Annotated in this window: 18 protein-coding genes; 13 read left to right on the top strand and 5 right to left on the bottom strand. The window is 66.7% G+C overall.

Annotated elements, in window-relative coordinates; all coding sequences use genetic code 11:
- Positions 1–35: 35 nt before the first annotated feature.
- The 8 genes from argC to argH all read left to right on the top strand — a co-directional run bounded on the left by argC (position 36) and on the right by argH (position 8,447).
- Positions 36–1,085, top strand: coding sequence for an N-acetyl-gamma-glutamyl-phosphate reductase (gene argC, locus GGC64_RS00090; RefSeq protein WP_192720441.1), 1,050 nt, complete (start codon positions 36–38; stop codon positions 1,083–1,085).
- Complete coding sequence (gene argJ, locus GGC64_RS00085) at positions 1,082–2,296, top strand: bifunctional glutamate N-acetyltransferase/amino-acid acetyltransferase ArgJ (protein WP_192720440.1); 1,215 nt, start codon at positions 1,082–1,084, stop codon at positions 2,294–2,296. Before argC ends, argJ begins: the two co-directional genes overlap by 4 nt.
- Complete coding sequence (gene argB, locus GGC64_RS00080; RefSeq protein ID WP_192720439.1) at positions 2,293–3,165, top strand: acetylglutamate kinase; 873 nt, start codon at positions 2,293–2,295, stop codon at positions 3,163–3,165. The genes argJ and argB overlap by 4 nt, the downstream gene beginning before the upstream one ends.
- Complete coding sequence (locus tag GGC64_RS00075) at positions 3,162–4,334, top strand: acetylornithine transaminase (protein WP_192720438.1); 1,173 nt, start codon at positions 3,162–3,164, stop codon at positions 4,332–4,334. Before argB ends, GGC64_RS00075 begins: the two co-directional genes overlap by 4 nt.
- Positions 4,331–5,254, top strand: coding sequence for an ornithine carbamoyltransferase (gene argF / locus GGC64_RS00070; RefSeq protein ID WP_192720437.1), 924 nt, complete (start codon positions 4,331–4,333; stop codon positions 5,252–5,254). The genes GGC64_RS00075 and argF overlap by 4 nt, the downstream gene beginning before the upstream one ends.
- The gene (locus GGC64_RS00065; RefSeq protein ID WP_192720436.1) at positions 5,251–5,739 is read left to right on the top strand and encodes an arginine repressor; all 489 of its coding nucleotides are present in this window, start codon (positions 5,251–5,253) and stop codon (positions 5,737–5,739) included. Before argF ends, GGC64_RS00065 begins: the two co-directional genes overlap by 4 nt.
- Before the next feature lies 1 nt (position 5,740).
- Positions 5,741–6,952 carry an argininosuccinate synthase gene (locus tag GGC64_RS00060; protein ID WP_192720435.1) on the top strand — a complete coding sequence of 404 codons (1,212 nt, stop codon included), beginning with the start codon at positions 5,741–5,743 and terminating at the stop codon, positions 6,950–6,952.
- A gap of 82 nt (positions 6,953–7,034) precedes the next feature.
- The gene (argH, locus tag GGC64_RS00055) at positions 7,035–8,447 is read left to right on the top strand and encodes an argininosuccinate lyase (protein ID WP_192720434.1); all 1,413 of its coding nucleotides are present in this window, start codon (positions 7,035–7,037) and stop codon (positions 8,445–8,447) included.
- Positions 8,448–8,460: 13 nt separating this feature from the next.
- On the opposite strand, the gene GGC64_RS00050 is transcribed toward argH, so the two are convergent.
- Entirely contained in the window at positions 8,461–10,212 is a 1,752-nt protein-coding gene (locus tag GGC64_RS00050; RefSeq protein WP_192720433.1) for an ABC-F family ATP-binding cassette domain-containing protein, read from the bottom strand.
- A gap of 80 nt (positions 10,213–10,292) precedes the next feature.
- On the opposite strand from GGC64_RS00050, the gene GGC64_RS00045 reads away from it, so the two are divergent.
- The 3 genes from GGC64_RS00045 to GGC64_RS00035 all read left to right on the top strand — a co-directional run bounded on the left by GGC64_RS00045 (position 10,293) and on the right by GGC64_RS00035 (position 14,078).
- Entirely contained in the window at positions 10,293–13,262 is a 2,970-nt protein-coding gene (locus GGC64_RS00045; RefSeq protein WP_370581917.1) for an acyl-CoA synthetase, read from the top strand.
- Between the two features lie 88 nt (positions 13,263–13,350).
- Positions 13,351–13,857: a hypothetical protein gene (locus tag GGC64_RS00040; protein WP_225951121.1), complete on the top strand. Its 507-nt coding sequence runs from the start codon at positions 13,351–13,353 to the stop codon at positions 13,855–13,857.
- Between the two features lie 5 nt (positions 13,858–13,862).
- Positions 13,863–14,078, top strand: coding sequence for a Trm112 family protein (locus GGC64_RS00035; RefSeq protein ID WP_192720431.1), 216 nt, complete (start codon positions 13,863–13,865; stop codon positions 14,076–14,078).
- On the opposite strand, the gene GGC64_RS00030 is transcribed toward GGC64_RS00035, so the two are convergent.
- Genes GGC64_RS00030 through GGC64_RS00020 form a run of 3 tightly spaced genes read right to left on the bottom strand, consistent with a single transcriptional unit; the run spans position 14,061 to position 16,193 of the window.
- Complete coding sequence (locus GGC64_RS00030; protein ID WP_192720430.1) at positions 14,061–14,675, bottom strand: TetR/AcrR family transcriptional regulator; 615 nt, start codon at positions 14,673–14,675, stop codon at positions 14,061–14,063. The two genes, GGC64_RS00035 and GGC64_RS00030, sit on opposite strands and share 18 nt — an antisense overlap.
- A gap of 1 nt (position 14,676) precedes the next feature.
- Complete coding sequence (locus GGC64_RS00025; RefSeq protein ID WP_225951120.1) at positions 14,677–15,495, bottom strand: ABC transporter permease; 819 nt, start codon at positions 15,493–15,495, stop codon at positions 14,677–14,679.
- Positions 15,429–16,193 carry an ABC transporter ATP-binding protein gene (locus tag GGC64_RS00020; protein ID WP_192720429.1) on the bottom strand — a complete coding sequence of 255 codons (765 nt, stop codon included), beginning with the start codon at positions 16,191–16,193 and terminating at the stop codon, positions 15,429–15,431. The genes GGC64_RS00025 and GGC64_RS00020 overlap by 67 nt, the downstream gene beginning before the upstream one ends.
- Positions 16,194–16,252: 59 nt before the next feature.
- Here GGC64_RS00020 and GGC64_RS00015 point away from each other — a divergent pair, with 59 nt between their 5' ends.
- The gene (locus tag GGC64_RS00015; RefSeq protein ID WP_370581916.1) at positions 16,253–16,864 is read left to right on the top strand and encodes a DNA-3-methyladenine glycosylase; all 612 of its coding nucleotides are present in this window, start codon (positions 16,253–16,255) and stop codon (positions 16,862–16,864) included.
- On the opposite strand, the gene GGC64_RS00010 is transcribed toward GGC64_RS00015, so the two are convergent.
- Complete coding sequence (locus tag GGC64_RS00010) at positions 16,861–17,289, bottom strand: DUF5990 family protein (protein ID WP_192720427.1); 429 nt, start codon at positions 17,287–17,289, stop codon at positions 16,861–16,863. The two genes, GGC64_RS00015 and GGC64_RS00010, sit on opposite strands and share 4 nt — an antisense overlap.
- A gap of 30 nt (positions 17,290–17,319) precedes the next feature.
- Between GGC64_RS00010 and tyrS the strand changes: the two genes are divergently transcribed.
- Positions 17,320–18,594 carry a tyrosine--tRNA ligase gene (tyrS, locus tag GGC64_RS00005; protein ID WP_192720426.1) on the top strand — a complete coding sequence of 425 codons (1,275 nt, stop codon included), beginning with the start codon at positions 17,320–17,322 and terminating at the stop codon, positions 18,592–18,594.
- Positions 18,595–18,963: the final 369 nt, after the last annotated feature.

The following is an 18,963-nucleotide window of genomic DNA, read 5'->3' as shown; positions in this document are numbered from 1 at the left end:
GCTTGGTAAATCAATTTGCGACACGCTGCATAACCATGCAGAATCGCTGCATGACGTCTGTCGCGGTCGCCGGTGCCAGCGGATATGCCGGTGGCGAGATCCTTCGGCTCCTGCTCGGCCATCCGGCCTACGCGGACGGCAGGCTGACCATCGGCGCACTCACCGCCGCAGCCAGCGCGGGCACGACCCTGGCCGAACACCACCCCCACCTGCTGCCATTGGCGGGCCGGGTTCTCGACGCGACCGATATCGACGTGCTGGCAGGCCATGACGTCGTGTTCCTCGCCCTGCCGCACGGGCATTCCGCCGCGCTGGCCGAGCAGTTGGGCTTCGAGACCGTGGTCATCGACTGCGGTGCCGACTTCCGGCTCACTGACGCGACGGCGTGGGAGAGGTTCTACGGCTCCGCGCACGCGGGCAGTTGGCCGTACGGGCTGCCCGAACTGCCAGGCGCGCGCGAGCAGTTGCGGGACGCCAAGCGGATCGCCGTGCCCGGTTGCTATCCCACCGCGGCGCTGCTGGCGCTCTGGCCTGCGATCGCCGAGGACCTGATCGAGCCCGCCGTCACCGTCGTCGCGGTCAGCGGGACCTCCGGTGCCGGCCGGGCAGCCAAGGTGGACTTGCTCGGCTCCGAGGTGATCGGATCGGCCCGTGCCTACAACATCGGCGGCAAACACCGCCACACTCCGGAGATCGCGCAGGGTCTGGCGGCGTTGACCGACAAGAACATCACGGTGTCGTTCACGCCGGTGCTCATCCCGACATCCCGCGGCATCCTGGCCACCTGCACCGCCCGCACATCGGCGCCGCTGTCGCAGCTGCGCGCTGCCTACGAAAAAGCTTACGATGCAGAGCCTTTCGTGCATCTACTGCCAGAAGGCCAGCTGCCGAAGACGGGCGCGGTGATCGGGAGCAACGCCGCCCAGTTGGCGGTGGCCCTGGATGAAGATGCCGGGATGCTCGTCGTCATCGCCGCCATCGACAACCTCGTCAAGGGGACCGGTGGCGCCGCCGTGCAATCGATGAACCTCGCATTGGGTTGGCCAGAGACGGAAGGACTTTCGATCGTGGGAGTGGCGCCGTGACCGATACCACCGAAACCACCCGGCTGGTGCGCACACAGGGCGTCACCGCGCCCGCAGGTTTTCGAGCCACCGGAATCGCAGCCGGCATCAAGGCGTCCGGCGCACTCGACCTGGCCCTGGTGTTCAACGAGGGGCCGGACTACGCGGCGGCGGGCGTGTTCACCCGCAACAAGGTCAAGGCTGCGCCGGTGCTGTGGTCGCAGCAGGTGCTGACCACGGGCCGGTTGCGCGCGGTGATCCTCAATTCCGGTGGCGCCAACGCCTGCACAGGGCCACAAGGGTTTCAGGACGCACACGCGACCGCGGAGGCCGTCGCCGCGGCACTGTCTGACTGGGGCACCGAAACCGGCGCCATCGAGGTGGCCGTCTGCTCGACCGGGCTGATCGGCGATCGGCTGCCGATGGACAAGGTGCTGGCCGGCGTCACCGAGATCGTGCACGAGTTGGCAGGCGGGCTGACCGGAGGCGAGGAAGCCGCCCGCGCCATCATGACCACCGATACCGTGCCGAAACAGGTTGCGCTGCACCACAGCGGCAACTGGACGGTCGGCGGCATGGCCAAGGGCGCGGGCATGTTGGCGCCGTCGCTGGCGACGATGCTGACGGTGATCACCACCGACGCGGTCGCCGACGCCGCGGCACTGGACCATGCCCTGCGCAACGCGGCGGCCTTGACCTTCGACCGCCTCGACGTCGACGGAAGCTGCTCCACCAACGACACCGTGCTGCTGCTGGCATCTGGAGCCAGCGAGATCACACCCAGCCAAAGCGAACTCGATGACGCGGTGCTGCGCGTGTGCGACGACCTGTGCGCGCAGTTGCAGGCCGACGCCGAGGGCGTCACCAAACGCGTCGTCATCACGGTCACCGGCGCCGCCTCCGAAGCCGACGCGCTGACAGCGGCCCGGGTGGTGGCCCGCGACAGCCTGGTCAAGACCGCGCTGTTCGGCTCGGATCCGAACTGGGGCCGGGTGCTGGCTGCGGTCGGCATGGCGCCGGTTGCTCTCGACGCCGATCGGATCGGTGTGTCGTTCAACGGATCTCCGGTCTGTGTCGACGGCACCGGAGCCCCGGGCGCACGCGACGTCGACCTGTCCGGCGCCGATATCGACGTCACGATCGATCTCGGCGTCGGGTCGGATCGAGCGAGTATCCGCACCACGGATCTGTCGCACGGCTACGTCGAAGAGAACTCGGCGTACAGCTCATGACGCTCGCTACGCCGCTGAAGGCGCAGGTGCTCGCCGCGGCGCTGCCGTGGCTCAAGCAAATGCACGGCAAGATCGTGGTCATCAAGTACGGCGGCAACGCAATGACCGACGACGTGCTCAAGTCCGCTTTCGCTGCCGACATGGTGTTCCTGCGCAACTGCGGCATCCATCCGGTCGTCGTGCACGGCGGTGGACCGCAGATCAGTGCGATGCTCAAACGCCTCGGCATCGCAGGCGATTTCAAGGGCGGCTTCCGTGTCACCACACCCGAGGTGCTGGACGTGGCACGCATGGTGCTGTTCGGACAGGTCGGCCGCGAGCTGGTGGGCCTGATCAACGCACACGGCCCGTACGCAGTCGGCATCACCGGCGAGGACGCCCATCTGTTCACCGCGGTGCGCCGCAGCGTCACGGTCGACGGCGTCGCGACCGACATCGGGCTGGTCGGCGACGTCGAGCGTGTCGATGCCGCGGCACTGATGGATCTGATTGCCGCAGGCCGTATTCCGGTGGTCTCGACGATCGCTCCCGACGCCGAGGGCGTCGTGCACAACATCAACGCCGACACCGCGGCGGCCGCGCTGGCCGAGGCGCTCGGCGCCGAGAAGCTCGTGGTGCTGACCGACGTCGAAGGCCTCTACACCAGCTGGCCCGACCGAGATTCATTGGTCAGCGAGATCGACACCGCGGCGCTGACGCAACTGCTTCCGAAACTGGAGTCGGGCATGGTGCCCAAGATCGAGGCGTGCATGCGCGCGGTGTCGGGCGGGGTGCCGAGCGCACACGTCATCGACGGCCGCGTCGAACACTGCGTACTGGTCGAGTTGTTCACCGACGAAGGGACGGGCACCAAGGTGGTACCGGCATGAGCACCCTCCTGCAGCGCTGGTCGGGCGTGATGATGAACAACTACGGCACACCGCCGCTCGCGCTGGCCAGCGGCGAGGGAGCCGTGGTGACCGACGTCGACGGCAAGTCGTATGTCGACCTGCTCGGTGGCATCGCGGTCAACATCCTCGGTCACCGCCACCCCGCGGTCATCGAGGCTGTCACCCGTCAGCTCAACACGCTGGGACACACGTCCAACCTGTACGCCACCGAACCCGGTGTCGCACTGGCCGAATCGCTCGTCGGACTGCTCGGTGCTGACGCCAGGGTGTTCTTCTGCAATTCCGGGACCGAGGCCAACGAGGTCGCGTTCAAAATCACCCGGCTGACTGGGCGCACGAAACTCGTTGCCGCTCATGGTGCTTTTCACGGCCGCACGATGGGCTCGCTGGCGTTGACCGGCCAACCGTCGAAACAGGAGCCGTTCGAGCCGCTGCCCGGCGACGTCACACACGTTCCGTACGGCGACGTCGCAGCGCTGGAAGCCGCTGTCGACGACGCGACCGCAGCCGTGTTTCTCGAGCCGATCATGGGGGAGGGCGGCGTGGTCGTTCCGCCGGCCGGCTACCTGGTCGCCGCGCGGGAGATCACCACCAAGCACGGCGCGCTGCTGGTGCTCGACGAGGTGCAGACCGGAATGGGCCGCACCGGAGCCTTTTTCGCACACCAGCACGACGGCATCACACCCGACATCGTCACCCTGGCCAAGGGGTTGGGCGGCGGCCTGCCGATCGGTGCGTGCCTCGCCGTCGGCAAGACCGCCGATCTGCTCACACCCGGCTTGCACGGCAGCACGTTCGGCGGCAACCCGGTCTGCACGGCCGCCGCGAATGCGGTGATCAAGGTGCTGGCCGACAACGAACTGGTCGGCCGCGCCGACGTGCTGGGCAAGACGTTGTCGCATGGCATCGAGGCGCTGCATCATCCGCTCGTCGACTACGTCCGAGGCCGCGGTCTGCTGCAGGGTGTGGTGCTGACCGCTGACGCCGCCAAACCCGTCGAGGCCGCGGCCCGCGAGGCCGGCTTCCTGGTCAACGCCGCTGCGCCCGATGTGATCCGGCTGGCACCGCCGCTGGTGATCACCGAGGCGCAGATCGGCGACTTCCTCACAGCGCTGCCTGGTGTGCTGGACAAGGGGGCCCAGGCGTGACCCGTCATTTTCTGCGCGACGACGACCTCACGCCAGACGAGCAGGCCGAGGTGCTGGCGCTGGCTCGTGAACTCAAGGCGAATCCGTTCAGCGCGCGGCCGCTCGAGGGGCCGCGCGGCGTAGCCGTCATCTTCGACAAGAACTCCACCCGCACCCGGTTCTCCTTTGAGATCGGCATCGGACAACTCGGCGGACACGCCGTCGTGGTCGACGGTCGTAGCACGCAACTCGGTCGTGAGGAGACCCTCGAAGACACGGGACGTGTGTTGTCGCGGTATGTCGACGCGATCGTGTGGCGTACGTTCGCACAGGAACGCCTGAGCGCCATGGCATCTGGCGCCACGGTCCCCGTTGTCAATGCACTGTCCGACGAGTTCCACCCATGCCAGGTGCTCGCCGACCTCCAGACGCTCGACGAACGCCTCGGCACGTTGAACGGGCTGCGGTTGGCCTACTTCGGCGACGGCGCCAACAACATGGCGCACTCGCTGATGCTCGGCGGCGTCACCGCAGGCATCCACGTCACCATCGCCGCTCCCGCTGGTTTCGAGCCTGACCCGCAGTTCGTCGCGGCCGCCGAGAAGCGTGCCGCCGACACCGGCGCGTCGGTGACGTTGACCGCGGATCCACATGCTGCCGCTGACGGCGCGGACGTGCTTGTCACCGACACCTGGACGTCGATGGGCCAGGAGAACGACGGACTGGATCGGGTGAGGCCGTTTCGGCCCTTCCAGGTCAACGCGGCGCTACTCGCTCGGGCGCAGCGGAATGTGATTGTGCTGCATTGCCTTCCGGCGCACCGCGGATTCGAGATCACCGACGAGGTGATCGACGGGCCGCACAGCGCAGTGTGGGACGAGGCCGAGAACCGGCTGCACGCACAGAAGGCGCTGCTGGTGTGGCTGCTGGAGCGGTCATGACTTCCGCGACCCGGGTCGGGCGGCAGGCGCGCATCGTCTCGCTGCTGTCGTCGCAGTCGGTGCACAGCCAAACCGAACTGGCCGCGATGCTGGCCGACGAAGGCATCGACGTCACGCAGGCCACGCTGTCACGCGACCTCGAGGAGCTCGGTGCGGTGAAGTTGCGGGGCGCGGACGGCGGCGTGGGCGTATACGTCGTGCCAGAGGACGGCAGCCCGGTGCGCGGCGTCACCGGTGGCACCGAACGCATGTCGCGTCTGCTCGGCGAGCTGTTGGTGTCAACGGATGCCAGCGGAAACCTCGCGGTGCTGCGCACGCCGCCGGGCGCCGCCCATTACCTCGCCAGCGCGATCGACCGCGCGGCACTGCAGTATGTGGTCGGGACCATCGCCGGCGACGACACCATCCTGGTGGTGGCTCGTGAGCCGATGACCGGTGCTGAACTCGCCGCAAAGCTTGAAAGCATCCAACAAGGAGGAGATTAGGTTGCCAAAATCGGGATCCGAACGCGTCATTCTGGCGTATTCCGGTGGTTTGGACACCTCCGTGGCGATCAGCTGGATCGGCAAGGAAACCGGAAAAGAAGTGGTCGCGGTCGCCATCGACCTCGGTCAGGGCGGCGAGGACATGGAGGTCGTCCGCAAGCGCGCACTCGACTGCGGCGCAGTGGAGGCCGTCGTCGTCGACGCCCGAGACGAGTTCGCCGACGAGTACTGCCTGCCCGCGATCAAGTCCAACGCGCTGTATATGGACCGTTATCCGTTGGTGTCGGCGCTGTCCCGGCCGCTGATCGTCAAGCACCTGGTGGCCGCGGCCCGCGAGCACGGGGGCGGCATCGTCGCGCACGGCTGCACCGGTAAGGGCAACGACCAGGTGCGCTTCGAGGTCGGATTCGCTTCGCTGGCACCAGATCTCGAGGTGCTTGCCCCGGTCCGCGACTACGCGTGGACGCGGGAGAAGGCCATCGCGTTCGCCGAGGAGAACGCGATCCCGATCAATGTCACCAAGCGCTCACCGTTCTCGATCGACCAGAACGTCTGGGGTCGGGCGGTGGAAACCGGATTCCTCGAGCACCTGTGGAACGCGCCGACCAAGGACGTCTACGACTACACCGAGGACCCCACCGTCAACTGGAGCACTCCCGACGAGGTCATCGTCGGATTCGAAAAGGGTGTGCCGGTGTCGATCGACGGCAAGCCGGTCAGCGTGCTGCAGGCCATCGAGGAGCTCAACGAGCGCGCGGGTTCGCAGGGTGTCGGCAGGCTCGATGTGGTCGAGGACCGGCTCGTCGGCATCAAGAGCCGCGAAATCTATGAGGCGCCAGGTGCGATGGTGCTCATCACCGCACACACCGAACTCGAGCACGTGACGCTGGAACGTGAACTCGGCCGGTTCAAGCGGACGACGGACCAGAAGTGGGGCGAGCTGGTATACGACGGGCTGTGGTACTCGCCGCTGAAGTCCGCACTGGAGTCGTTCGTCGCCAAAACGCAGGAGCATGTGTCGGGAGAGATCCGGATGGTGTTGCACGGCGGGCACATTGCGGTCAACGGCCGCCGGAGCGCCGAGTCGCTGTATGACTTCAACTTGGCTACGTACGACGAGGGCGACACGTTCGACCAGTCGGCGGCCAAGGGGTTCGTGCACGTGCACGGCCTGTCGTCGAAGATTTCAGCCCGCAGGGACCTCGCTAAATGACCGCGAGCGTGCGTGTCTGCACGTCGACACGCCGCATTTTGTGTACAACTGGGCACGCTCGCGCGGCATCGGGTGTGCACATATGAGCACCAACGAGGGCTCACTGTGGGGCGGCAGGTTCGCCGACGGGCCGTCCGATGCCCTTGCCGCGCTGAGCAAGTCGACACACTTCGACTGGGTGCTGGCACCGTATGACGTCGCCGCGTCCAAGGCGCACACCCAGGTGCTGTATCGCGCCGGCCTGCTGACCGAAGAGCAGCGCGATGGCCTGCTGACCGGATTGGACAGCCTGGCCGAGGACGTCGCGGACGGCAGCTTCGGGCCGCTGGTCACCGACGAGGACGTACACGGCGCGCTTGAGCGTGGCCTGATCGACCGGGTCGGCGAGGAGCTGGGCGGCCGACTGCGGGCCGGGCGGTCGCGAAACGATCAGGTGGCCACGCTGTTTCGAATGTGGCTGCGCGACGCCGTGCGTCGAGTGGCCGACGGTGCGCTCGAAGTTGTCGCTGCGCTGGCGACCCAGGCCGCGGCGCACCCGACGGCGATCATGCCCGGCAAGACGCATCTGCAATCGGCGCAACCGGTGTTGTTGGCGCATCATCTGTTGGCGCACGCTCATCCGCTGCTGCGCGACGTCGACCGCCTGATCGACTTCGACAAGCGGGCGGCGGTGTCGCCGTACGGGTCTGGAGCTCTGGCGGGATCTTCACTCGGGCTTGATCCCGACGCCATTGCTGAGGACCTCGGCTTTGAAGCCGCAGCCGACAACTCCATCGATGCCACCGCGTCCCGCGACTTCGCAGCGGAGGCAGCCTTCGTGCTGTCGATGATCGGGGTAGACCTGTCCCGGCTGGCTGAGGACATCATCCTTTGGAGCACAACAGAATTCGGCTATGTCACGCTGCACGACTCATGGTCGACGGGCAGCTCGATCATGCCGCAGAAGAAGAACCCCGACATCGCAGAGCTGGCACGCGGTAAGGCGGGCAGGCTCATCGGCAATCTCACCGGATTGCTGGCGACGCTCAAGGCGCAGCCGCTGGCGTACAACCGCGATCTGCAAGAGGACAAGGAGCCGGTGTTCGACTCGGTGGCCCAACTCGAACTGCTACTGCCCGCGATGGCCGGGCTAGTCGGGACGTTGAGCTTCGATGTCGACCGGATGGCGGAGCTCGCGCCACTGGGCTTCACGTTGGCCACCGATGTGGCGGAATGGCTTGTGCGCAGGGGAGTTCCGTTCCGCGTCGCACATGAGGCCGCGGGCGCGGCGGTGCGCGCGGCCGAGGCACGCGGCGTCGGTCTCGAGGATCTCGAAGACGCGGAACTCGCCGACATCCATCCGGAGCTCACGGGAGAAGTGCGCGACGTGCTCACGATCGACGGGTCGGTCAACTCGCGCGACGCCCGCGGCGGCACGGCCCCGATACAGGTCGCCAAGCAACTCGGCGTCGTTCGCGACACCGCTGACCGGTTGCGGATGCAGCTCAGGCGCTGACGACGGTTGCGGCTCAGTCCCCGGCCGCCGCCAGCCACGCCTCTTCCAGCGATTCCTTGCGCTCCAACAGCTCCTGAAGCTGGACGTTGAGCTCGCCGACCCGCACATGATCGGCGGCCGCCTCCGCCATCGAGTCATGCAACGCCGCGATCTGACCGTCGAGCTTCTGCAGCTGCCCTTCGATCCGGGCCATCTCCTTGCCTGCCCGTCGCTCGCGGGCCGACGCCGACTCGGACGCCCGCACCGGCGCAGATGCCTTCGTCTCACCGGAAGCCGCCGCTACTCGGTCCGCGAGGTATTGCTCGATTCCGCCGGGCAGCATGTCGCATCGGCCGCCGCCGGTCAACGCATACGTCACGTCGCTGACGCGCTCGAGGAAATACCGATCGTGCGTGACGACGATCAGCGTTCCCGGCCAGCCGTCGAGGTAGTCCTCGATCACCGTCAGCGTGTCGATATCGAGATCGTTTGTCGGCTCGTCGAGTAGCAACACGTTCGGCTCGTCGAGCAACAGCCGCAGGAACTGCAGCCGACGCCGCTCGCCACCGGACAGGTCCGCAATCCGCGCGGTCAACTTGTCGCCGGTGAAGCCGAAGTCCTTCAGCAAGGTGTCGGCCGTGATCTCGCGTCCACCCGCCAATTCGGTTACCCGGCGCCGGTTCTCGACGGCATCCAAGACCCGCGACGCACTGTCCAACTCAACCAGCGCCTGGCTCAGATAGCCGATCCGAAGCGTGGTGCCGCGCTTGATCGTGCCCGCCGAAGGCTGCAACTCGCCGGTCAGCAGCCGCAACACCGACGTCTTGCCCGTGCCGTTCACCCCGACCAACCCGATGCGGGCACCCGGCCCGATGGACCAGTCCACCCGGTCCAAGATCACCCGATCGGCCACTTCCAACACAACCCTGTGCAGATCGAACACGTCCTTGCCAAGGCGCGTCGTCGCAAAGCGTTGCAGCACAAGCGAATCGCGGGGCGGCGGCTCGTTGGCTATCAGGTCGTTGGCGGCCTGGATCCGGAACTTGGGTTTCGACGTGCGTGCCGGCGGCCCGCGCCGAAGCCAGGCCAGTTCCTTGCGCATCAGATTGCGTCGGCGCGCCTCGGTCCCCGCGGCCAGTCGCATCCGCTCCGCGCGAGCAAGAACGTAGGCCGCATACCCGCCGTCGTACGCGTCGACCGCGCCGCCGTGCACCTCCCACGTCCGCGTGCACACCTCGTCGAGAAACCAGCGATCGTGGCTCACCACAACCAACGCCTTGGTGCGTCGTCCGCGCAGGTAGCCCGCCAGCCACCCGATCACCTCGACGTCGAGATGGTTGGTCGGCTCGTCCAGCACCAGTACGTCGTGGCCGGCGAGCAGCACCTCGGCAAGCGCCACCCGGCGACGCTCACCACCGGAGAGCCGGACGACTTCAGCATCCAGATCCACACCGGACAACAGATGCGAGACGACCTCGCGGGTCTCCGGCTCGGCGGCCCACACATGGTCGGCCCGGCCGCCGACGATCACCTCCCGCACGGTGGCGCCAAGGAGCTCGTCGCCCTGTCGCAGATAGCCGACCGAGAGTCCGGAGGTATGCGTGACCCGGCCGGAATCGGGGGGCCTGGTTTCGGTCAGCACCTGCAGCAGGGTCGTTTTGCCGTCGCCGTTGCGCCCGACGACGCCGATCGCGTCGCCCTCCTCGACACCGAGGCTGACCGCGTCCAACAGCGTGCGGGTGCCATAGCCGACGGTCGCCCGCTCGACGTTGATCAGATTCGCCATCAGCCGCCGATGATATGCGGACGACATGCCATGATGACGTCGACGGTCGGGGGACTGGAGCGGCATAAGGGGAGTGGGTCGTGGTGGACCTTTCGGCGATTACCAGGCCGGTCGGGCGGCTGGTGGCCACCGCGCAGAACGGGCTGGAGGTGCTGCGCTACGGCGGCCTGGAAACCGGCGCCGTACCGTCACCGTTCCAGATCATCGAGAGCGTTCCGATGTACCGGCTGCGGCGCTACTTCCCTCCCGACACGCGTCCAAGCGCAAAACGGCCGGGACCCCCGGTTTTGATGGTGCATCCGATGATGATGTCGGCCGACATGTGGGACGTCACCCGCGACGACGGCGCCGTCGGCATCCTGCACAACGCCGGCGTCGACCCATGGGTCATCGACTTCGGCTCGCCCGACAAGGTCGAAGGCGGCATGGACCGCAACCTCGCCGACCACGTGGTGGCACTCAGCGAAGCGATCGACACCGTCAAGGAGGTCACCGGCCGCGACGTGCACCTGGCCGGCTACTCGCAGGGCGGCATGTTCGCCTACCAGAGCGCGGCCTACCGCCGGTCCAAAGACCTGGCCAGCATCGTCGCGTTCGGCTCGCCCGTCGACACCCTGGCCGCGCTGCCGATGAACATGCCGGCCAGCCTGGCGCCCGCGGCGGCCGACTTCATGGCCGATCACGTGTTCAGCCGCATCGACATTCCCGGCTGGCTGGCACGCACCGGCTTCCAAATGCTCGACCCCATCAAGACCGCGCAGTCGCGACTGGAATTCCTGCGCCAGCTGCACGACCGCGAGGCCCTGCTGCCGCGCGAACAGCAGCGCCGGTTCCTCGCCTCGGAAGGCTGGATCGCGTGGTCGGGCCCCGCCATCGCTGAGCTTCTCAAGCAGTTCATCGCCCACAACCGGATGATGAGCGGCGGCTTCTCCATCCACGGCGATCTGGTCACGCTGTCCGACATCGACTGCCCGGTGCTCGCCGTTATCGGCGAGGTCGACGACATCGGTCAGCCCGCATCTGTGCGTGGCATCAAGCGCGCCGCGCCCAAGGCTGATGTCTACGAATTCCTCATCCGCGCAGGGCATTTCGGCCTCGTCGTGGGATCGAAGGCGGCCAGCCAGACGTGGCCGACCGTTGCGCAGTGGGTGAAGTGGATCGACGGCAGCGGTGCTCAGCCCGACGGCGTCAACCCAATGGCGTTGCAGCCCGCCGAGCACAACGAGAGCGGTGTCTCGTTCACCTCCCGCGTCGCCCACACCACCGCCGCCGCGACCGAGCTGGCGTTCAGCCTCGCGCGCACTGCGGCCGACGCCTTCGTCGCGGCCAACAAGTCCGCGCGCACGTTGGCCGTCGAGACGTATCGCACGCTGCCGCGGCTCGCGCGCCTCGGCCAGATCAACGACCACACCCGCATCTCGCTCGGGCGCATCATGTCCGAGCAGGCCCGCGATGTACCCCAAGGCGAATGCCTGCTGTTCGACGGCCGCGTCCACACCTACGAGGCCGTGGACCGCCGGATCAACAACGTCGTCCGTGGCCTGATCGACGTGGGCGTGCGCCAGGGCGCCCGCGTCGGGGTGCTGATGGAGACCCGGCCCAGTGCGCTCGTCGCGATCGCCGCGCTGTCGCGTCTCGGCGCCGTGGCGGTGCTGATGCCGCCCGACGTCGACCTGGCCGCCGCCGCTCGGCTCGGCGGGGTGTCAGAGATCATCGCCGATCCGAGCCACCTGGACGCGGCCCGCGGGCTCGGCACACGGGTGCTGGTACTCGGCGGCGGCGAAGCCCGCGACCTGGACCTGCCCGAGCACGCAGACGTCACAGATATGGAGAAGATCAACCCCGACGTCGTCGACTTGCCCGGTTGGTACCGGCCCAACCCCGGGCTCGCGCGCGACCTGGCGTTCGTCGGGTTCAGCAACATCGGCGGCGAACTCGTCGCCCGCCAGATCACCAACTACCGCTGGGCGCTGTCAGCGTTCGGCACCGCGTCGGCAGCCAACCTGGGCCGCGCCGACACGGTTTACTGCCTGACGCCGCTGCATCATCAGTCGGGGCTTCTGGTGAGCCTAGGCGGCGCGGTCGTCGGCGGATCCCGCATCGCGCTGTCGCGCGAGTTACGCCCCGACCGGTTCCTGCAGGAGATCCGCCAATACGGCGTGACCGTGGTGTCCTACACCTGGGCGATGCTGCGGGAGGTCATCGACGACCCGGCCTTCTCGCTGACCGGAAGCCATCCCGTGCGGCTGTTCATCGGATCGGGCATGCCGACGGGCCTGTGGAAGCGGGTGTGCGAGGTTTTCGAGCCCGCGCACATCGTTGAGTTCTTCGCCACCACCGACGGGCAAGCGGTGCTGGCCAACGTTTCGGGCGCCAAGCCGGGCAGCAAGGGCAGGGCGCTCCCTGGCGGCGGCGAAGTCGAGCTCGCGGCCTACGACGCCGAGGACGACCTGATCCTCGAGGACGAGCAGGGATTCGTGCGCAGGGCCGACGTGAACGAAGTCGGTGTGCTGCTCGCCCACCCGCGCGGCCCAGTAGATCCGACGGCGTCGGTGAAACGCGGCGTGTTCGCCCCGGCCGACACCTGGGTGTCGACGGAGTACCTGTTCCGGCGCGACGAGGACGGCGACTACTGGCTCGTCGACAACCGCGGCGCGGTGATCCACACCGAGCGCGGCACGGTCTACTCGTCGCCCGTCAACGACGCCGTCGGCCGCCTCGGTGCGGTGGATCTGGCCGTGACATACGGCGTCGACGCCAACGGCCACCAGCTGGCCGTGACGGCATTGGCGCTGCGTCCCGGCGGCAGCATCCCATCGGCGGATCTGAACGAGGCGCTGGCCGATCTGCCCGTCGGCAACCCGCCCGACATCGTGCATGTCGTGCCGGAGATGCAGCTCAGCGCGACCTACCGGCCGCTTGTCGGCCCGCTGAAGTCCGAGGGCATCCCCAAGCCGTCTCGTAACGCCTGGTACCTGGATCCCGATGAGAATCGGTACAAGCGGTTGACTGTTGCAGTCCGCACCGAGATCGCTGGCGCTCAACAGTGAGCCGAGTTCACTGTTAGGCTCCCGCTGTCGGCAGGAGGAGATGACATTGCAGACCAGTAATCTGCGGCGTGCAGTTGTAGGCAGCGCGATGGCCGTGTCTCTTCTCGGCGGTTTCGGTGTGGCGACGGCCTTCGCCGACCCCGTTGAAAGCTGCACTGGGGCCGAGTGCGCCAAGAACGATCCGGCGACCCCGAACGCGCAGACTCCCGCCGCGCCGGCGATGACGGCCGATCAGGTGCTCGCCATCATCGACCAGGATTACGACACCGGCGCGGGCGGCGGTCAGCTGTCCGGCCTGATTCACGACGTGCTGAAACTACGCGCGCTGGGCTTCAAGCCCTCGAAGGCGAACACGGACGCGATCGTCAAGGCACTCGACTACCGACCGAACCAGCAACCACTGATCGAGGCGTTGAAAGACACGCTGGCCTATCAGCACAAGATGCAGGCGCTTCAGCAGAACGCGGGTAACACCCAGCAGCCCGGTTACAACTTCGGTATCGGTCAGGCGCCCCCCGGCATGGCACCGGCTGTGCCCCCGGGTGTTCCGGTGGAGCCGGGTCAGAACCAGGGCGTCTTCATCGGCGTCGGCTAGCGGCCGTGGTCGACGAAAAACTGCTCAGTATTCTCGTGTGCCCGCAAGACCGCGGGCCGTTGCTGTTGGTCGATGACGAGTTTCTCTACAACCCGCGACTGCGCCGCGCGTATCGCATCGACGACGGCATCCCGGTTCTTCTCGTCGACGAGGCCGTCGCGGTGACCGACGATGCCGAACATCAGCGACTGCTGGACCGCGCCTCAGGTGAGTCCGGGTAGGTCACCGGTCAGATAACGCTGCAGGTTGGGCCCGATCGTTTCGGCGATCTGCTCCACAGGCAGCGACTTGAACGGGTCCAATTCCAGGATGTAGCGGGCCATCACGATGCCAACCAACTGCGATGCGACGAACTGCACGCGGATTCGTCCGCTGCCAGGAGGGTTGTCGACGCGGCTGCCGACCTCGACGGTGATCACTTCCTGCAAGAAGGAGCGAATCAGCGTGACGTCATTGCCTGCCAGTAACGATCGCAACTCCGCGATGAAACCCTTGCCCATTTCGGAATCCCACAGCGCGAGCAGAATTCGGGGCAGGACGTAGCCGATCTGTTCCACCGGTACTTGGCGAAGCGGACCGATGACATCCATGGGATCGACCGGAATGTGGATGGCCGCGGCGAACAGCTGGGTTTTGGCACCGAAGTAGTGATGCACCAACGCGGGGTCGACGCCCGCGTCCTTGGCGATCGCACGGATCGATGTCTTGTCAATGCCATTGCGGGCGAACAGATTACGAGCGCTCTCCAGGATGCGCTCGCGCGTGTCCGATGTCCCTGGCGGACGACCTGGACGTTTGCGTTCGAGTTCCGCTGTCAAGCTATGGAGTCCTTCGTCGAAGCGTTGCCGCGGCCAGGCACAGCGCGACTATCGCGAAGCCGACCACAACGGCGATGTCACGCACGGCGATCGCCGTCGGCTCCGAGTATGCGCCGACCTGTTGCAACGCTTCCAGAGCGTAGCTTGCGGGAAGCACATTGCTGATCCATTGCAGCCAGTCCGGCAGGACGTCGCGAGGCACGATGATGCCGCACAACAGCAGTTGCGGAGCGATGACCACCGGCATGAACTGCACGGCCTGAAACTCGGTGCGGGCGAAGGCACTACACAGCAGACCGAGTCCCACACCCAGCACCGCGTTGATGATCGCGATGGTGAACACCAGAATCGGGCTGCCCTTGGTGTCCAGGCCGAGGAAAAGATAGGACACCAGACACGCCAGCGTGGCCTGCGCCGCGGCCGCTATCGAGAACGCGGTGCCGTAGGCGGCCAGCAGGTCGAGCCGGCGCAGGGGAGTGGTCAGGATGCGTTCCAGGGTCCCCGAAACCCGTTCTCGCTGCATGGTTATCGAGGTGATCAGGAACATCACAATCAGCGGAAACACGCCGAGCATGATCAGGCACGCGTTGTTGAACGGCGACGGCGCACCAGGCCGATGCGGAGCGTTCTGGAACATGAAATACATCAGCGTGATGATCAGACTGGGCACGACGAGGATCATCGCGACGCTGCGGTGATCGGCGGCGAGCTGCCGCAGGATTCGCCCGGTGGTGGCGAAGTAGGCCTGCGGGCTCAGCCGGCTGCGGCTGCGGTGCTGTGCCGGATGACGGACAGAAACGCTTCCTCCAGTGACTGACATCCCGTGTCCTCTCGTAGTTTCTCAGGTGTGCTGTGGGCCAGCAGATGGCCCTCGCGCATCAGCAGCAGGTCGCCGCAGTGGTCTGCCTCGTCCATCACGTGGCTCGACACCACCAATGTCGTTCCACGTTTGGCGAGGTGGTGGAATTGATCCCACAGATCGACCCGCAGCACGGGGTCGAGGCCCACAGTGGGCTCGTCGAGGACGAGCAGCTCGGGACGGGACACCAGCGCGCAGGCCAACGACACGCGCGTTCGCTGGCCGCCGGATAGGTTGCCGCACAAGGCAGTTCGGTGATCGTCCAGGCCGACGGCCGCGATCGCTTCGTCGGCAGCTTGCGAGTCCGTGCCATACAGCGCCGAGAAGTAGCGCACGTTGTCGACGATTCGCAGGTCGTTGTAAATGGTGGGGTCTTGGGTGACGTAGCCGACGCGGTACCGCAGATCAGCCGACCCGGCCGGGCGGCCCAGCACCGCGACCGTCCCCTCGTCGATGATCTGGGTGCCGACGATGCAGCGCATCAGCGTGGTTTTGCCGCAGCCCGACGGGCCGAGCAGGCCGGTGATCGTCCCGCGCGCGATCTGCACCGAGATGTTGTCCAGCGCGACCCGCTTACCGCGGACTACCCGCAGATTCTGGATGTCGATGGCAGGCTCTGCCCCGTTGCGAAGTAATTCATCGCTCGATGAACTCATCATGTGATGAATAGTCCTCCCCGCCGATGGGGGTGTCAAGGGCCGCAGGCAGAATCGGGCGAGTGAGCTCCGAGCTGTTGTCCGTGGACCCCGTGACCGCGGCGCGGCGGCTGCTCGGTGCCGCGCTGACCGGGCGTGGCGTCAGCGCGATGATCGTCGAAGTGGAGGCGTATGGGGGGCCGCCGGACGGCCCGTGGCCGGACGCCGCGGCGCACTCGTTTCGCGGTCCGACCGGTCGCAACAAGGTGATGTTCGGCCCCGCAGGGCGGCTCTACACCTACCGGAGCCACGGCATTCATGTGTGTGCGAACGTCGTGTGCGCGACGGACGGAGTCGCTGCCGCGGTGCTGTTGCGGGCCGCGGCGGTGGAAGCCGGCATCGATGAGGCCCGGTCACGGCGCGGGGAGTTGACCAGGCCGGTCGCATTGGCCCGCGGGCCCGGCAATTTGTGCTCAGCGCTCGGAATCACCATGGACGACAACGGGATTAACCTGTTCGATGTCGAGAGCCCGGTCCGGGTGACGCTCAACGAGGAGCATGATGGCGTCGAGGGCCCGCGCGTTGGCGTCAGTAAGGCAGCCGACCGACCGTGGCGGTTCTGGCTGGCTGGTCGCCCCGAGGTGTCGCTGTACCGCAGGAGTCCGCGGGCGCCGGCTCCCGGCGAAAGCGACTAACCCGACCGCTCGAGGGTCAACGCCGGCGGCGCGAGCCGTGCGCACCGCGGCCCGCCGCACTCGTCGGTGAGGTCGACCCTCGCGATCACCTTTTGCGTCTCAGCGACCAGAGGTGTGAGGTCGGCGAGCATGAGCTTGGCCCGTCGGAACATCGCAAAGGAGCCGTCGTCGCCGACGTCACCCCAAGTGAGATACACAAACCGGGCGCCAGGCTTGCCCTGCACGGCGGCGCCGCGGAAGTCCAGACCGTCACCGCGAAAGATGACGTCGATGGGGACAGTCCAGGACGGCGACTCCGCGTCGGCGCGGACCAGGTCGCGCGGCTCCTTACCGACTTGAATGCCGACATGGACGTTGTCGTAGTACTCGTCGCGGGACCGCCAGACGCGGCCCGGCAGGTGATGACCCTGGATCTGCAACAACATCGGCATCGACGGTAGGGGAAGATCAAGCGCATGGGTACGTCGATCCTCGACGAGTTGGAATGGCGTGGGCTGATTGCGCAGTCCACCGACCGAGATGCGTTGGCCGCCGAGCTGGAAACCGGACCCGTCACCGTGTACTCGGGTTTCGACCCCACTGCGCCGAGCCTGCACGCCGGACATCTGATCCCGCTGTTGACACTGCGACGGTTTCAGCAGGCGGGGCATCGGCCGATCGTGCTGGCCGGCGGCGCCACCGGAATGATCGGCGACCCGCGCGAGACCGGTGAGCGGACGCTCAACAAGGCGGACACCGTGGCCGAATGGGCCGACCGGATACGTGGGCAACTGGAGCGGTTCGTCGACTTCGATGACTCGCCGACGGGCGCAATCGTGCAGGACAACCTGTCGTGGACAAGCGAGCTCTCCGCAATCGAGTTCCTTCGCGACCTCGGCAAGCATTTCTCGGTCAACGTGATGCTCGACCGCGAAACCGTCCGGCGCCGCCTGGAGGGCGACGGCATCTCCTACACGGAGTTCAGCTACATGCTGTTGCAAGCCAACGACTACGTGGAGCTGCACCGGCGGTTCGGATGCTCGCTTCAAATCGGGGGCTCCGATCAGTGGGGCAACATCATCGCCGGGGTCCGACTGGTGCGCCAGATCGCGAACGCGACGGTGCACGCGCTGACAACTCCGCTGGTGACGGATTCCGAAGGCAAGAAGTTCGGGAAGTCGACGGGCGGCGGCAGCCTCTGGCTCGACCCGGACATGACCAGTCCGTACGCCTGGTACCAGTACTTCATCAACACCGCGGACGCCGATGTCATCCGGTACCTGCGCTGGTTCACTTTCCTTTCCCAGGACGAGCTTGCCGACCTCGAGCAGGCGACGCAGGAGCGGCCGCACGAACGAGCGGCGCAGCGTCGACTGGCCCGCGAGCTGACCAACCTGGTGCACGGCGAGGCCGCGACCGAAGGAGTGGAACACGCCAGCCAAGCGCTGTTCGGACGAGGGGAGTTGGCCCAGCTCGATGAGCCGACGCTGGCGGCCGCGCTGCGTGAAGCATCCGTGGCCGAACTCAAGCCAGGCGGTCCCGAAACCATCACTGACCTGCTGGTGGCGAGCGGATTGTCCAACAGCAAGGGCGCCGCGCGACGAACCATTGGCGAGGGCGGTGCCTACGTCAACAACGCGCGGATCGACAGCGAGGAGTGGGTGCCGCAGCCGTCGGACTTCCTCCACGGCCGCTGGTTGGTCCTCCGACGCGGTAAGCGGAATATCGCCGGAGTCGAGCGAGTGGGCTGATTTGTCGGCTTCGGGAACAAAGTCTTGCCGTTGTGCGTTAGACCACTTGTTGGAGTCGACGTACCTTGTGCGCACGATAGGCCGTAACCCGAAAGACACGCCCTATCAGCCCATTTGACTCCGAGTTATCCCTCACGTAACTTATCGGAGTCGCTGCGACACGGGCCTGGCCCGAAGAGCGCGGCGGCTCCCAGAGGGAAGCCCCAACTTCGGTTGGGTTCCTGATTGTCCGCACTACTTGTCCGCGGCCTTTTGGCCGCGGGCTCGTTGCGCGGCAGCGCGGGTGTGTTGTTTGAGAACTCAATAGTGTGTTTGGTGGTTTTTGTTTGTTGTTGTTTTTGCCGCCCTCTTTTTTCCCGTTTGGGGGGT

Origin of the sequence: Mycobacterium sp. OAS707, from assembly GCF_014873705.1 — a bacterium.
In the GTDB taxonomy this organism is placed as follows: domain Bacteria; phylum Actinomycetota; class Actinomycetes; order Mycobacteriales; family Mycobacteriaceae; genus Mycobacterium.
This window is presented reverse-complemented; position numbering and strand designations above follow the sequence as displayed.

What these genes read in the sequence shown, in the direction of transcription:
- GGC64_RS00025 (WP_225951120.1), bottom strand. Translation starts at nt 15,495, where the DNA reads ATGTCAGTCACTGGAGGAAGCGTTTCTGTCCGTCATCCGGCACAGCAC.
- tyrS (WP_192720426.1), top strand. Translation starts at nt 17,320, where the DNA reads ATGGGTACGTCGATCCTCGACGAGTTGGAATGGCGTGGGCTGATTGCG.
- GGC64_RS00020 (WP_192720429.1), bottom strand. Translation starts at nt 16,193, where the DNA reads ATGATGAGTTCATCGAGCGATGAATTACTTCGCAACGGGGCAGAGCCT.
- GGC64_RS00065 (WP_192720436.1), top strand. Translation starts at nt 5,251, where the DNA reads ATGACTTCCGCGACCCGGGTCGGGCGGCAGGCGCGCATCGTCTCGCTG.
- GGC64_RS00040 (WP_225951121.1), top strand. Translation starts at nt 13,351, where the DNA reads ATGGCCGTGTCTCTTCTCGGCGGTTTCGGTGTGGCGACGGCCTTCGCC.
- GGC64_RS00050 (WP_192720433.1), bottom strand. Translation starts at nt 10,212, where the DNA reads ATGGCGAATCTGATCAACGTCGAGCGGGCGACCGTCGGCTATGGCACC.
- GGC64_RS00010 (WP_192720427.1), bottom strand. Translation starts at nt 17,289, where the DNA reads ATGTTGTTGCAGATCCAGGGTCATCACCTGCCGGGCCGCGTCTGGCGG.
- GGC64_RS00075 (WP_192720438.1), top strand. Translation starts at nt 3,162, where the DNA reads ATGAGCACCCTCCTGCAGCGCTGGTCGGGCGTGATGATGAACAACTAC.
- argH (WP_192720434.1), top strand. Translation starts at nt 7,035, where the DNA reads ATGAGCACCAACGAGGGCTCACTGTGGGGCGGCAGGTTCGCCGACGGG.
- argC (WP_192720441.1), top strand. Translation starts at nt 36, where the DNA reads ATGCAGAATCGCTGCATGACGTCTGTCGCGGTCGCCGGTGCCAGCGGA.
- argB (WP_192720439.1), top strand. Translation starts at nt 2,293, where the DNA reads ATGACGCTCGCTACGCCGCTGAAGGCGCAGGTGCTCGCCGCGGCGCTG.